The sequence below is a fragment of the Streptosporangium sp. NPDC004379 genome (assembly GCF_042873875.1).
GTDB lineage: Bacteria > Actinomycetota > Actinomycetes > Streptosporangiales > Streptosporangiaceae > Streptosporangium.
In genome coordinates this window covers 110,214-123,938 of the sequence record NZ_JBIAMC010000002.1, presented here as the reverse complement: position 1 = coordinate 123,938, position 13,725 = coordinate 110,214, and the positions used below count along the sequence as shown (strand labels likewise).

Sequence of the window (13,725 nt, the reverse complement as noted above, 5' to 3'; positions counted from 1 at the left end):
GATGTGAGATTACTCGCACCCCGCCGCCGGATGCGCGCTCTCAACCTGCGCCGACGCAGAGCCGATAGCCGCGGGCTATGGAAACGAGGCTCACGATGACTTGGACGGCGGAAAGGCCCCGTGCCTAGCGTCGCATCCGTGACTGCCACCATTGAGCGCGGTTCCGCCACCGCGTCGATCAATCCCCCCGGCGACGCCGCCGCCAAGAAGACGGCCAGGAGGCGCGGCGGGTTCCTGAGCTCCTCCAACGGCAAGAAAGCCGTGATGGCCGTCACGGGCGCCGTCATGGTGCTCTTCCTCGTCGTCCACATGATCGGGAACCTCAAGAGCTTCCTCGGCGCCGAGGAGTTCAACTCCTACGCCGCCTCCCTGCGGACCCTCGGCGAGCCGATCCTCCCGCACCGCGTCCTGCTGACCGGGCTGGAGGTCGTGCTGGTCGTCGCGCTGGCGCTGCACGTGTGGGCGGCGGTCTCCCTGGCGCGGCGCGCGGGCCGGGCCCGCCCGGTCAAGTACGCGGTCCGGCGGAGGTCCCAGGCCGGCGGCTACGCCATCCACTTCATGCGCTACGGCGGCGCCGCGATCTTCTTCTTCCTGATCTGGCACCTGCTGGACCTCACCTTCGGCACGGTCAACCCGGCCGGCGGCGCGGGCACGCCGTTCGAGCGGCTGGTGGAGGGCTTCGCCCCCTCGCGCTGGTGGGTGACGCTGTTCTACGTGCTCGCCGTCCTCGCGGTCGGCCAGCACCTGCGCCACGGCCTGTGGAGCGCCTTCCAGACCCTCGGACGGGCCGGTCGCCGCAGCTACCGGACGCTGAACGCGGTCGCCGTCACGATCGCCGTGGTGATGGTCCTCGGCTTCCTCGCGGTCCCCGCCGGCGTCATGGCCGGGATCGTCAAGTGAGCGGGACCCGTACGGCGGGCGCGGCGCGGGCCGCACGGCAGGACTGTCCCCAGCGCGGTGAACGAGGAACGGTGAGCGAGAGATGACCATGAACTACACCGAGGGCGCGCCGATCCGCGACACCAAGGCTCCCGAGGGTCCCATCGAGGACCGCTGGGAGAAGCGGAAGTTCAGCGCCAAGCTGGTCAATCCGGCCAACAAGCGCAAGCTGCACGTCATCGTGGTCGGCACCGGCCTCGCGGGCGGCTCGGCCGCCGCGACGCTCGGCGAGCTCGGCTACAACGTCACGTCGTTCTGCTACCAGGACTCGCCCCGGCGGGCGCACTCCATCGCGGCGCAGGGCGGCATCAACGCGGCCAAGAACTACCGCGGCGACGGCGACTCGATCTACCGGCTGTTCTACGACACGGTCAAGGGCGGCGACTTCCGCGCCCGCGAGTCGAACGTCTACCGCCTGGCCCAGGTCAGCGTGAACATCATCGACCAGGCCGTGGCCCAGGGCGTGCCGTTCGCCCGCGAGTACGGCGGCCTGCTGGACACCCGCTCCTTCGGCGGCGCCCAGGTGTCGCGCACCTTCTACGCCCGCGGCCAGACGGGCCAGCAGCTCCTGCTCGGCGCCTACCAGGCGCTGGAGCGGCAGATCGCGGCCGGCACCGTCAAGATGCACACCCGCCACGAGATGCTCGACCTGATCGTCGCCGACGGCCGGGCACGCGGCGTGATCGTCCGCGACATGGTGACCGGCGAGATCGAGCGGCACACCGCCGACGCGGTCGTGCTGGCCAGCGGCGGCTACGGCAACGTGTTCTTCCTGTCCACCAACGCCAAGGGCTGCAACACCACGGCGATCTGGCGGGCGCACCGGCGCGGCGCCTACTTCGCCAACCCGTGCTACACCCAGATCCACCCGACCTGCATCCCGGTCAGCGGCGACTACCAGTCCAAGCTGACGCTGATGTCGGAGTCGCTGCGCAACGACGGACGCGTGTGGGTGCCGCTCCAGAAGGGCGACGCCCGGCCGGCCTCGGAGATCCCCGAGGACGAGCGCGACTACTACCTGGAGCGCATCTACCCGGCGTTCGGCAACCTGGTCCCGCGTGACATCGCCTCCCGCGCGGCCAAGAACGTCTGCGACGAGGGCCGCGGCGTCGGCCCCGGCGGGCTGGGCGTCTACCTCGACTTCGCCGACGCGATCAGGCGGCTCGGCCGCGACGCGGTGGAGAAGAAGTACGGCAACCTCTTCGAGATGTACGAGCGCATCACCGGCGAGGACCCGTACACCCAGCCGATGCGCATCTACCCGGCCGTGCACTACACCATGGGCGGCCTGTGGGTGGACTACGACCTGCAGTCCACCATCCCGGGCCTGTTCGTGATCGGCGAGGCCAACTTCTCCGACCACGGCGCCAACCGCCTGGGCGCCTCGGCGCTGATGCAGGGCCTGGCCGACGGCTACTTCGTGCTGCCGACGACCATCGGCGACTACCTCGCGAACGGCCCCTACGGGGAGGTCGACGAGGACGCGGTGGCGGAGGCCGAGACCGCGGTGCGCCGGAAGATCGAGCGGCTGCTGACCAACGACGGCACCCGTACGGCCGACTCCTACCACCGCGAGCTGGGCAAGCTCATGTGGGACTACTGCGGCATGGAGCGCACCGAGGAGTCGCTGCGCAAGGCGCTGGAGCGGATCCCCGAGCTGCGCGAGGAGTTCTGGAAGAACGTCAAGGTCTCCGGCACCGCCGAGGAGCTCAACCAGGCGCTGGAGCGGGCCGGCCGGGTGGCCGACTTCTTCGACCTGGCCGAGCTGATGTGCCTCGACGCCCTGCACCGCACCGAGTCGTGCGGCGGCCACTTCCGCGCCGAGTCGCAGGACGCCGACGGCGAGGCGCTGCGCGACGACGAGAACTTCGCCTACGTCGCGGCCTGGGAGCACGGCGAGGAGGGGCCGATCCTGCACAGGGAGGCCCTCGAGTACGAGTACGTCAAGATGACCCAGCGGAGCTACAAGTGATTCGGCGGGCCGGCGAGCACGGCGACGTCGTCCACGCCCGCGCCGGGCGAGTGAGCGAAAACGAGGAGCCGCGGGCATGAACCTCACCCTGAAGATCTGGCGCCAGAAGGACGCCCAGGACAAGGGCCGCATGGTCACCTACCGGGTGGAGGACGTCTCCCCGGACATGTCCTTCCTGGAGATGCTCGACGTGCTCAACGAGCGTCTCATCCTGGAGGGCGACGAGCCGGTCGCCTTCGACCACGACTGCCGCGAGGGCATCTGCGGCATGTGCGGCATGGTCATCAACGGTGTCGCGCACGGCGAGCAGGTGGCCACCACCACCTGCCAGCTCCACATGCGGCACTTCGAGGACGACGCGGTCATCACCATCGAGCCGTGGCGGGCCGCGCCGTTCCCGGTGATCAAGGACCTGGTCGTGGACCGCTCGTCGTTCGACCGGATCATCCAGGCCGGCGGCTTCATCTCCGTCCCGGCGGGGTCCGCGCCCGACGCGCACAGCGTCCCGGTGAAGAAGGAGGACGCCGACGACGCCTTCGACGCGGCCACCTGCATCGCCTGCGGCGCGTGCGTGGCGGCCTGCCCGAACGGCTCGGCATCCCTCTTCACCGCCGCCAAGATCACCCACCTCAGCCTCCTGCCGCAGGGCCAGCCCGAGCGCGAGTCCCGCGCCAAGGCCATGGTCGAGCAGATGGACGCCGAGGGCTTCGGCGGCTGCACCAACACCGGCGAGTGCACCGCGGTCTGCCCCAAGGGCATCCCGCTGGACACCATCGCCCGGATGAACCGCGACTACCTGCGGGCCTCGAAGTAGGTCCCCGCGACAGGGCGGGCCCCGGTCGTCGTCACGACGGCCGGGGCCCGCTTCGCCGTGTCCGGGCCCTGTCGTGCCTGGGGTCCGGCGCCGGGGGGAGGCGCCTCCCGCACCGTGGTCGTCCGTCAGCCGAGTTCGGCGGTGATCTCCCGGCGGAGGGTCTCGGTGTCGATGCCCGCGCCGGTGATGACGCGCGCGCCCACGCCCTGGCCCTCGCGCAGGATCCCCAGCAGGACGTGGCCGTCGGAGATGTGTCCGTGCTTGAGGCGTACGGCCTCGCGCAGTGACAGCTCCAGCGTCTTCTTCGCCCGGGGGCTGAACGGGATGTGCCCGCCGGGCCGCCGGCCCCGCGCGGATCCGCGGTCCAGGGCCCCGGGGCCGAAGACGGCCTCGACCCGTTCCCGGACGGCCGAGAGGTCGATGCCGATGGTCTCCAGCGCCTCGGCGTCGAGGCCGCCGCCCGGCGGCGGGGCCAGGCGGGCGACCTCCCGGTAGGCACGGTCGTGGTCGAGCCCGTGGCGGGCGAGGACCCGCGCGGCGAGGCTCTGGGGCCGGTCGAGCAGGCCGAGCAGGATGTGCTCGGGACCGATGACGCGATGGTTCAGCCTGCGGGCGTTCTCCTGGGCGCCGACAACCGCCTGCCGGGCGTCCCCCTGGAACCGTTCGAACATCTACCTCTCCCTCCTCAGCAGCCCGCGGCCGCCCGCGTACTTCTTGTGCACCGCCTGCCGGCTGACCTCCAGGCAGTGCGCGATCTCCTGCCAGGACCAGCCCTGCTCGCGGGCGTTGTCCACCTGTAGGGCCTCCAGTCGGTCGACGAGCATCCGCAGCGCCCGCACGGCCCGGAGGCCGACGGCGGGGTCGCGGCTGCCGGCGTCGGAGGCCAGCTGTGCCGTGTCGCTCATGTCTGTCAATTTAGGTTGACGCGGTGATTGTGTCAACCAGAGTTGACGTGATCGTTTGCCGGAAAATGATTTGCCTGGTGAGAGGGGATCTTGTCAGGCTATGAGAGCCATGCGCTCCTTACCTGTCGCCGATCCCGGCACTCCTGACGCCCGCAGTCCGTTCCGGTACCTGTGCTGGGTCGCCCGCAACCAGGCCGGCCCCCTGCTCATCGGCGCCGGGTACTCCACCCTGTGGTGGCTGGCGATGGCGTTCGTGCCCATGGTGATGGGCAGGGGCATCGACGCCGTCCGGATCCGGGACACCTCCGCCCTGCTCACCTGGGGCCTCGTGCTGCTGGGCCTCGGCGCCCTCCAGTCGGCCGCCGGGATCCTGCGCCACCGGATGGCCGTCTACAACTGGCTGGCCGGGGCCTACCGCACCGTCCAGGTCACCGTACGGCAGGCCACCCGGCTGGGCGCGACCCTGCCCAAGCGCATGTCCACCGGCGAGGTCGTCAGCGTCGGCAACTCCGACATCGCCCACATCGGCAACGCGATGGACATCCTGCTGCGCGGCAGCGGCTCGGTCGTCGCCGTCGTCGCGGTGACGGTCATCCTGATCGGCACCTCGCTGCCGCTCGGCCTGACCGTGCTCGTCGGCGTCCCGGCCATGGCCCTCGCCGTCACGCCGCTGCTGCGCCCGCTGAACCGGCGTCAGCACGCCCATCGCGACCTGACGGGCGAGCTGTCCACCCGCGCCGCCGACATCGTCGCCGGCCTGCGGGTGCTGCGCGGCATCGGCGGCGAGCAGGTCTTCGCCGACCGCTACGTCACCGAGTCCCAGCGGGTACGGCGGGCCGGCGTGCGGGTCGCCTCGGTCGAGTCGCTGCTGGAGGGCGCGCAGATCCTGCTGCCCGGCCTGCTGATCGCCGCGGTCACCTGGCTGGGCGCGACCTTCGCGACGCGGGGCGAGATCACCGTCGGCCAGCTCGTCGCCTTCTACGGCTACGCCGCCTTCCTGATCACCCCCCTGCGGACGCTCATCGAGGCGGCCGACAAGTTCACCAAGGGACACGTCGCCGCCCGCCGGGTGGTGCGCATCCTCTCTCTCGAACCCGAGGTGGACGGCGGCGCCGCGACCTCCCCGGGCGGACTGCTGCGCGACGTGGCCTCCGGCGTCGCCGTACGGCCCGGCACGTTCACCGCCATCGCCGCCCCCACGCCCGAGGAGGCCGCCGTGATCGCCGACCGGCTCGGCCGCTACCGCGACGGCGACGTGGACTTCGGCGACGTGCGGCTCGACACCCTGCCGATCGCCGAGGTGCGCCGCCGCATCCTGGTCGCCGACAACGACGCCGCGCTCTTCGCCGGAACCCTCCGCGACGAGCTGGACATCGCCGGCACGGCCTCCGACGACGACCTCGCCGACGCGCTGTACGCCGCGTGCGCCACCGACATCGTCGACGCGCTGCCCGACGGCCTCGACGGGCACGTCGCCGAGTCGGGCCGGGAGTTCTCCGGCGGCCAGCGGCAGCGGCTCCGTCTGGTCCGGGCGCTGCTCGCCGACCCGGAGGTGCTGATCCTCGTCGAGCCCACCAGCGCGGTGGACGCCCACACCGAGGCCCGCGTCGCCGACCGGCTGGCCAAGGCGCGGGCGGGCCGTACCACGCTGGTCTGCACGACCAGCCCGCTGGTGCTCGACCGCACCGACCACGTGATCTACGTCGAGGGCGGCGTGGTGCGCGCCCAGGGCACCCACCGCGACCTCCTCGCCACCACCCCTGCTTACGCCGCCGTCGTGACCCGAGGAGAATCGTGAGTAAAAAAATCCTCCCGGTCGCGGGGGAGGCGCAGGTCCGCGCCTACGCGCGCCGGCTCACCCTGAAGTACCCGCGCGCCCTGTCGCTGGCGCTCGGCCTGCACGCGCTGGCCGCCGTCGCGGGCCTGGCCGTGCCGTGGCTGCTGGGCCGGCTGGTCCAGGACGTGCAGGACGGCACCGGGGTGAACGTCACGGCGGTCGCGCTCGGCATCGCCGCGTTCCTGGCCGCCCAGGCGGTGCTGATCAGGTACGCCGTCTACGCCTCCTCCGCGCTCGGCGAGAAGGTCCTCGCCGAGCTGCGCGAGGAGTTCGTCGGCCGGGTGCTCGACCTGCCGCTGTCCACCGTCGAGCGGGCCGGCTCGGGAGACCTGATCTCCCGCACCTCCCGCGACGTCGACTCGCTGTCGCGCACCGTACGGCGCGCCGTGCCCGAGACACTGATCGCGCTGGTCACCTGCGTGATCACCATCGGCGCGCTGCTGGTCGCCGGGCCGCTGCTGGTGCTGCCCTCGCTGCTGGCCGTACCGGTCCTGTGGTTCACCACCCGGTGGTACCTCAAGCGGGCGCGCGACGGCTACCTGCGTGAGAGCGCCGCCTACGCGGACATGACCGACGGCCTGGCCGAGACGGTCAACGGCGCCCGCGCCGTGGAGGCCCTCGGCCTGCAGGAGCGCAGGCACCGCCGTACCGACGACGACATCGCCCGCTCCTGGGCGGCCGAGCGCTACACCCTGGGCCTGCGCACGGTCTGGTTCCCCGCGGTGGAGATGGGCTACGTCATCCCGATCGCGGCGACCCTGGTCATCGGCGGCCTGTTCCACACGAACGGCTGGGTCACGCTGGCCCAGGTCACCACCGCCACCCTCTACGTCCAGCAGCTCATCGACCCGCTGGACCGGCTGCTCATGTGGATCGATGAGCTCCAGGTCGGCGGCGCCTCCATGGCCCGCCTGCTGGGCGTCGCCGAGGTGCCCGACGACCGCGCGCCCGGCGCGCGCGTCCCGGACGGCGAGGAGATGCGGGCCGACGGCGTCCGCTACGCCTACCGCGAGGGCCACGACGTCCTGCACGGCATCGACCTGGTGGTCCGGCCGGGGGAGCGGCTGGCCATGGTCGGCCCCTCCGGCGCGGGCAAGTCCACGCTGGGCCGGCTGCTCGCGGGCGTCCACGGCCCGCGCGACGGCGAGGTCACCGTCGGCGGCGTCCCGCTGGTCGAGCTGCCGCTGGACGGCCTGCGCGGCCACGTCGCCCTGGTGACCCAGGAGCACCACGTCTTCCGGGGCACCCTGCGCGACAACCTGCTGATCGCCCGTCCGGACGCCGACGACGACGCCGTCCACGCGGCGCTCGCCGCGGTGGACGCCGCCGAGTGGGTCGCGGCCCTGCCCGACGGCCTGGACACGGTCGTCGGCTCCGGCGGCCACGCGGTCCCGCCTGCCCACGCCCAGCAGATCGCCCTCGCCCGGCTGGTCCTGGCGGACCCGCACACGCTGGTCCTGGACGAGGCGACCTCGCTGATCGACCCCAGGGCCGCCCGCCACCTGGAGCGGTCGCTGGCCGCCGTCCTCGACGGGCGTACGGTGATCGCCATCGCCCACCGCCTCTACACGGCGCACGACGCCGACCGGGTCGCGGTGGTCGAGGACGGCCGGATCAGCGAACTGGGCTCCCACGACGAGCTGGTCGCGGCGGGCGGCTCGTACGCCGCCCTGTGGAGCAGCTGGCACGGCACCCCGCGCCGGTGAGGTGATCTCGGCGACCTCCACGTCAGGTGCGATGCTCGAAATGAGGAATTCTCATCCGGTAGGCATTGGTCTCAAGTGGCTCCTGATGCTTTTTGCCGGTGATCGTGGTGTGCGTGGGCTTAGCTCTGGGCGTCGATTTTGAGGATGGTCCGGTCCCCGGGAAGGAGGCGGGTCTCTCCGTCCGGCTCGGTGATGACCAGGACGGGTACGCCTTCGGCCACGCCGAGCTGCTTGCGTTCCGGCTCGGTCGGCATGCGGGCGGTGACCTGAGCGCCCGGGGCCAGCTGAACGATGACGGCCTCGCCGGCATCGCGGACCCGTGAGCCTCGTAGCTCGGTCACGATCAGTCCTTCTCCTCTGAGTACGGCCATGGCCCTGCGGACGGAGTCGCGGGAGATGCCGAACTCGGCCACGTAGTCGCTCTCCGCGGGGAGCCTCTGCCCCGGGCGGAGCCTTCCCTCTTCGATGCGTGCCCGGATCAGGTCGGCGAGCTGCTTGTAGACCGGGCGGTCGGCGCTGGGGTCGATGGCCATGGCATCGAAGTTACGTAGCAGTGTACGTAGTTACGGTTGCAGGTACGTACGTATGTAGCCTCATTCGAGGAGACGTGACCTCGTCTTGAGGAGTGGGCCATGACACTTCAGGAACCAACGCCCTGCCCTACGGAGCAGGCCAGACGGCTCAATGTGGATGTGGCCGCCACGAAGAGCAGATGATTCCCGCACGGGACACCCCGACAGGGACAATGGTGACCGCTTTCTCCCTCGGTGAGATTGAACCGGTGGATGCCGCTGAGGCGCTCCGCGCCGCTCTGGCCGAGCATGAGATCACCGCCGACGTTCACGACGGGTACGGCCTGGCGGTCGTGGCGGTGTGGGTGGACCTGCTCGTCTGGTGCGACGGGCGGCGCTTCTGGTGGCGCACCGAATGGAACGCCCGCCAGCGCCGTCCCGTCTACGCCGGGCATTCGGCGCTGGAGCCCGCCAAGGCCGCCCGGCGGGTCGCCCGGCGCTATGCCGACCTGCGCCGCGAGCACCCGACGGAGCCGGAGGAGCGCGGCGCATGCCCGCGGTGAGCCACTGTTTAAGCCCCCACATGGCACGGCTGCGAGCGACTGGTGTGGCGGGCGCCGTACCGATCGCTGGTACGGGTACGGCCGGTGGCCTGGACCTGCCCCTGCCGGGCGACGGTCTATGAACTGTGCCTCGGCGGTGGGCGGGCGTTCCTACGCCGGGCGGTCCAGCTCACCGGCGCACCCCACGTCCAGGAGACCGCGCCCAAGACGATCATCGAGGCTCAGGCGGTCTGGACGGCGGTGCTGTCCGGGCACGCCTGCTGAAAGACGGGCGGGGCGGCGGGAAAGGAGGGATCTCGCCGCCCCGCCTGCCGGGAGCCGTCCCACACGGCTCCCGGCCCTCGGCCTCCCCCGCCCATGCGGACCGCGCAGTCTCACGACCGGTCTCGGGAGCGGTGTCCGTCGCCCCCGTCGGTCACCGCTCCGCGCGTTCCCCGTAGACGGGACCGGCCTTCCCCGGAGACACCAGCGGTCCGCAGGGGCGGGGGAGGCGCGCAGGTTCCCTCGATCCGGGACCTGGAAGCATTCGACCGGTTGAGCAGCGGGTTCGAGGCGGGCCATAGCCTGTCCGCTCCAGAGGAACACGCCAGGAGGAGCGCCGCGTGGGTGGATACGTGCGGTGGAAGGACGTCCGGGCCGAGCATGTACGGCGAGCCGGCGGTGAGGAGGCCGTCCGAGCCGGGAAGCGGGAACTCCTGGCCGAGGTCCGGGAGTACGCGGCACGCCGGGAGAAGGCGGAAGAGGACCCGCCGGTCCCGTCCGTCGCGGAGGGGCCGGCGGGTTCCTCGCCGGGCCGTTAGCCCAGGGCCTTCTTGAGGAAGTCGACCTGGAGGAGCAGGAGGTTCTCCGCCACGACCTCCTGGGGCGTCATGTGGGTGACGCCCGACAGCGGCAGCACGGTGTGCGGGCGGCCGGCCGCCAGCAGGGCGGACGACAGCCGCAGCGTGTGCGCGGCCACCACGTTGTCGTCGGCCAGGCCGTGGATCAGCAGCAGCGGACGCTCCAGCTTCTCGGCGTCGGCGAACAGCGACGACGCCTCGTAGTGCCCGTCGCCCGGCTGACCGAGGTAACGCTCGGTGTAGCAGGTGTCGTACAGCCGCCAGTCGGTCACCGGGGCGCCGGCCACCGCCGCGTGGAACACGTCCGGGCGGCGCAGCACCGCCAGCGCCGCCAGGAAGCCGCCGAAGGACCAGCCGCGGATGGCGACCCGCGACAGGTCGAGGTCGTCGGGGAACCGGGCGGCGGCGCCGTGCAGGGCGTCCACCTGGTCTTCGAGGGGCGCGGTGGCCAGGTCGTTGAGGATGGCCCGCTCGAATTCGGGCCCGCGGCCCGGGGTGCCCCGGCCGTCGGCCACGACCACGGCGAAACCCTGGTCGGCGAACCACTGGCTGGTCAGGTAGGCGCCGGAGGCGGCCAGCACGCGCTGGGCGTGCGGCCCGCCGTACGGGTCCATCAGGACCGGCAGCCTCGCCGAGCCGGGCTCGTGCCCGGTCGGGAAGATCACGGCGGTGGACAGGTCGCGCTCGCCCGCCCGGATCAGGGAGACCCGCAGGTCCAGGCCGGGCCGCTCGGCGTAGGAGGGGATGTGGCCGCACTGCCTGCCGTGGTGCAGGACGGTCGTCATCGCGCCTTCGAGGTCCATCGCCTGGGCGGTGAGCACGAGGGTGCCGCCCGCGGTGTGACCGCTGTAGACGCCGCTCCCGGCCGGGCTGACCAGGGTGATTCGGCCGTCCCGGTAGGCCCACAGGGCGATCTCGGTGGGCTCGCCGCTCGCCCGGAACAGCACGGTGTCGCCCTCGATGTCGAGGACCTCGCGGACCTGGAGCGTGGCGGGGGTGACCGGCTCGTCGCCGACGAACAGGCGGTGGCCGCCCTCGGAGGCGGCGACCCAGACCACGGACCCGTCGGTGAGACGGCCGGGCACGCCGGTGTAGACCTCCACCCAGGCCGGGTCGGTGTCCTCCCGCAGCGGGGTGGTGGCGCCGGTGGCCGGATCGACGGCGAACAGCCGCTTGGACCGCTGGTCGCGCGGCATGGTGACGATCATGGGGCCGTGGGCGTCCCAGACGGCGTTGACGAGGTACTCGTCGGTGAACGGCACGGCGACCCGCGAGCCGTCCAGGGACAGCACGAACAGCTCGACCTTCGCGTTCGGCGTGCCCGCCGACGGGTAGCGCTGCTCGACGGCCGGGCGGGACGGGTTGGCCGGGTCGGCGATGTGCCACAGCTCGACCGGTGAGACGTCGGCCCGCTCGACCAGCAGCGCGTCACCGGCCGGGGACCACCAGTAGCCCCGCATGCGGTTCATCTCCTCGGCGGCGATGAACTCCGCCAGGCCGTACGTCACCTCGGGCGACTCCGGCCGGGCCAGCACGTGGTCGACCTCGTCCTCCAGGTCCTGGACGTGCAGCGCGCCGCCGGTGACGTAGGCGACGTAACCGCCGTTGGGCGACACCCGCGGGTCGATCACCGGCCCGGCGGTCTTCAGCCGGCGCACCCCGCCGGTCCTCAGGTCGGCGGCGTACAGGCTCCCGGAGAGCGCGAAGGCCGCCGTGGTCACCGCGGCGTCGGTGCTGTAGCCGACGATGCCGCCCGCCTGCTCCCGGCTGCGCTCCCGGCGGGCCCGCTCCTCGGGCGGCAGGTCCTCCTCGCCGCCCGCCAGGGCGCGCGGGTCGGCGATCAGCCGCTCCCGGCCGCCGGCGACGTCGTACTCCCACAGGCAGGTGACCGGGTCGGATCCGCCCTTGGACCGCAGGAAGACGACGCGATCCCCGCCGGGGGCGATGGTGAAACCGCGCGGCGCCCCGAGGGTGAACCGGCGGGTCCTGGCGTGAAGACGAGGAAAGCTCTCACTCATGTGAGCCATCTTGCCAGCTCCGCCTTCCCGGGGCGGAGGTGCCGCCGGACGTCCGGGCGTACCCCGAGGACCGGCGCGCGTCCGCGAGGACCGGCGGGACCCGGCGGGCGGGATCCGGGGAGGCCGCCGGGAGCGGCCGTGTCGGTGCCGGGCGGGGATCGGGCGCCGGATAACCTCTGAGCCATGACTGACCGGCGCCTGCTGCTCGTACACGCCCACCCCGACGACGAGTCGATCGGCACCGGAGGCGTCATGGCCAGGTACGCCGCCGAAGGCGCACACGTCACGCTGGTGACCTGCACGCTCGGCGAGGAGGGCGAGGTCATCCCGCCGGAGCTCGCGCACCTGGCGGCCGACCGCGACGACGCCCTCGGCGGGCACCGCGCCGGGGAACTGGCCGCCGCCTGCCGGGAGCTGGGGGTCGCCGACCACCGCTTCCTGGGCGGCCGGGGACGCTGGCGCGACTCCGGGATGATGGGCGTCCCCTCCAACGACCGTCCCGGGGCCTTCTGGCGGGCCGGTCTCGACGAGGCCGCCGGGGAGCTGGTGAAGGTCATCCGCGAGGTGCGGCCCCAGGTGCTCGTCACCTACGACGAGGACGGCTTCTACGGCCATCCCGACCACATCCAGGCCCACCGCGTCTCCTGGCGGGCCTTCGAGCTGGCCGCCGACCCGGCGTTCGGCGAGGGCGAGCCCTGGCGGATCGCCAAGTTCTACCTGACGGCGGTCGCCCGCTCCACGACGCGCCGGGCGGTCGAGGCGATGCGGGCGACCGGGACGCGGTTCCGCGTCGAGGACGCGGACTCGGCACCCGGCCGCGCGGACGAGGAGATCACCACCGAGGTCGACGTCCGCGCGTACTTCGGGCACAAGCTCGCCGCGATGCGGGCGCACGCCACCCAGATCACCGTGGACGCCCCCTGGTTCGCCCTGTCCAACGACGTCTGCCAGGAGGTGGCGAGGGTGGAGCACTTCGTGCTGCGGGCCGGGGCCTCGGGCCCGGCGACGCCCTCGCTGCCGGTCGAGGCCGGTGGCCTGGGGGAGCCGTACAAGCTGGAGGACGACCTGTTCGCCGGCATCGACTAGCCTCGATCCCCATGGACCCCATGCCCGCGCAGGACGCGCAGGAGCGGAACCCGGCCCGGCGGGGGCCGTCGGAGGCGACGGTCACTGCGGCGTCGTACGGCGTGCTCGTCCTGTTCGGGCTCGTCTCCGGGGTCGTGGGCGCCTTCCAGCACTCGTGGTATCTCTGGCCCGTCCCGATCTCGGCCGTCGGCTGCGTCGCCGTGCTGTTCGCCGCCTGTCACGTCGGCGGGCGGATGACGGGCGGGAAGCTGGGGGCGCTGACGCCCGCGGCGGCCTGGCTGGTGGTCACGATGATCTGGATGGGCCGGCGGCCCGAGGGCGACGTCGTCATCGCGGACGACCTGTCGAGCTACGTCTACCTCTACGGCGGCCTGCTCGCGGCGCTGGTCGCGGTCCTGCTCACCCCGTCGACCCGCGGCGGCTCGTGGCTGCTCACCCAGCGCTCCCTCGGCGCCGGCCCGGCCGGACGGGCCCCGGGGGAGCGCGGCACCGGTTCCTGACCGACCGCCGTCGGGCGTCCCGCGGAGCCCATTT

The 13,725-nt window shown here is 72.5% G+C and carries 14 protein-coding genes; 10 read left to right on the top strand and 4 right to left on the bottom strand.

Annotated features, from left to right (window positions below; translation table 11 throughout):
- Positions 1-138 precede the first annotated feature (138 nt).
- The 3 genes from ACFYSC_RS04630 to ACFYSC_RS04620 all read left to right on the top strand — a co-directional run bounded on the left by ACFYSC_RS04630 (position 139) and on the right by ACFYSC_RS04620 (position 3,725).
- Positions 139-900 (top strand): succinate dehydrogenase cytochrome b subunit, encoded by a 762-nt coding sequence (locus ACFYSC_RS04630; RefSeq protein ID WP_389956622.1) that lies wholly within the window; start codon positions 139-141, stop codon positions 898-900.
- 82 nt (positions 901-982) lie between these two features.
- Positions 983-2,911 (top strand): fumarate reductase/succinate dehydrogenase flavoprotein subunit, encoded by a 1,929-nt coding sequence (locus ACFYSC_RS04625; RefSeq protein ID WP_389956620.1) that lies wholly within the window; start codon positions 983-985, stop codon positions 2,909-2,911.
- Between the two features lie 76 nt (positions 2,912-2,987).
- Positions 2,988-3,725 (top strand): succinate dehydrogenase/fumarate reductase iron-sulfur subunit, encoded by a 738-nt coding sequence (locus ACFYSC_RS04620; RefSeq protein ID WP_362943854.1) that lies wholly within the window; start codon positions 2,988-2,990, stop codon positions 3,723-3,725.
- Between the two features lie 125 nt (positions 3,726-3,850).
- Here ACFYSC_RS04620 and ACFYSC_RS04615 read toward each other — a convergent pair whose 3' ends face one another.
- Together ACFYSC_RS04615 and ACFYSC_RS04610 are read right to left on the bottom strand one after the other, a co-directional pair.
- Positions 3,851-4,396 carry a Clp protease N-terminal domain-containing protein gene (locus ACFYSC_RS04615; protein ID WP_389956617.1) on the bottom strand — a complete coding sequence of 182 codons (546 nt, stop codon included), beginning with the start codon at positions 4,394-4,396 and terminating at the stop codon, positions 3,851-3,853.
- The gene (locus ACFYSC_RS04610) at positions 4,397-4,630 is read right to left on the bottom strand and encodes an RNA polymerase subunit sigma-70 (RefSeq protein WP_362943850.1); all 234 of its coding nucleotides are present in this window, start codon (positions 4,628-4,630) and stop codon (positions 4,397-4,399) included.
- A gap of 109 nt (positions 4,631-4,739) precedes the next feature.
- Here ACFYSC_RS04610 and ACFYSC_RS04605 point away from each other — a divergent pair, with 109 nt between their 5' ends.
- Both ACFYSC_RS04605 and ACFYSC_RS04600 read left to right on the top strand, forming a co-directional pair.
- Complete coding sequence (locus ACFYSC_RS04605) at positions 4,740-6,428, top strand: ABC transporter ATP-binding protein (RefSeq protein ID WP_389956613.1); 1,689 nt, start codon at positions 4,740-4,742, stop codon at positions 6,426-6,428.
- Positions 6,425-8,173, top strand: coding sequence for an ABC transporter ATP-binding protein (locus tag ACFYSC_RS04600; protein WP_389956610.1), 1,749 nt, complete (start codon positions 6,425-6,427; stop codon positions 8,171-8,173). Before ACFYSC_RS04605 ends, ACFYSC_RS04600 begins: the two co-directional genes overlap by 4 nt.
- Before the next feature lie 119 nt (positions 8,174-8,292).
- On the opposite strand, the gene ACFYSC_RS04595 is transcribed toward ACFYSC_RS04600, so the two are convergent.
- Positions 8,293-8,706: a GntR family transcriptional regulator gene (locus ACFYSC_RS04595; protein ID WP_389956607.1), complete on the bottom strand. Its 414-nt coding sequence runs from the start codon at positions 8,704-8,706 to the stop codon at positions 8,293-8,295.
- A gap of 248 nt (positions 8,707-8,954) precedes the next feature.
- On the opposite strand from ACFYSC_RS04595, the gene ACFYSC_RS04590 reads away from it, so the two are divergent.
- The 3 genes from ACFYSC_RS04590 (at position 8,955) to ACFYSC_RS04580 (ending at position 10,048) form a co-directional block, all read left to right on the top strand.
- Positions 8,955-9,248, top strand: a complete 294-nt coding sequence (locus ACFYSC_RS04590) for a hypothetical protein (RefSeq protein ID WP_389956604.1) — start codon at positions 8,955-8,957, stop codon at positions 9,246-9,248.
- Between the two features lie 42 nt (positions 9,249-9,290).
- The gene (locus ACFYSC_RS04585) at positions 9,291-9,512 is read left to right on the top strand and encodes a hypothetical protein (protein ID WP_389956602.1); all 222 of its coding nucleotides are present in this window, start codon (positions 9,291-9,293) and stop codon (positions 9,510-9,512) included.
- Between the two features lie 338 nt (positions 9,513-9,850).
- On the top strand, positions 9,851-10,048 hold the full coding sequence (locus ACFYSC_RS04580) for a hypothetical protein (protein WP_389956599.1): 198 nt from the start codon (positions 9,851-9,853) through the stop codon (positions 10,046-10,048).
- On the opposite strand, the gene ACFYSC_RS04575 is transcribed toward ACFYSC_RS04580, so the two are convergent.
- The gene (locus ACFYSC_RS04575; protein WP_389956596.1) at positions 10,045-12,105 is read right to left on the bottom strand and encodes a prolyl oligopeptidase family serine peptidase; all 2,061 of its coding nucleotides are present in this window, start codon (positions 12,103-12,105) and stop codon (positions 10,045-10,047) included. The two genes, ACFYSC_RS04580 and ACFYSC_RS04575, sit on opposite strands and share 4 nt — an antisense overlap.
- Positions 12,106-12,288: 183 nt before the next feature.
- Between ACFYSC_RS04575 and mshB the strand changes: the two genes are divergently transcribed.
- Positions 12,289-13,191 carry an N-acetyl-1-D-myo-inositol-2-amino-2-deoxy-alpha-D-glucopyranoside deacetylase gene (mshB, locus tag ACFYSC_RS04570; protein ID WP_389956593.1) on the top strand — a complete coding sequence of 301 codons (903 nt, stop codon included), beginning with the start codon at positions 12,289-12,291 and terminating at the stop codon, positions 13,189-13,191.
- 11 nt (positions 13,192-13,202) lie between these two features.
- Positions 13,203-13,691, top strand: a complete 489-nt coding sequence (locus ACFYSC_RS04565) for a DUF6113 family protein (protein ID WP_389956591.1) — start codon at positions 13,203-13,205, stop codon at positions 13,689-13,691.
- Positions 13,692-13,725 lie beyond the last annotated feature (34 nt).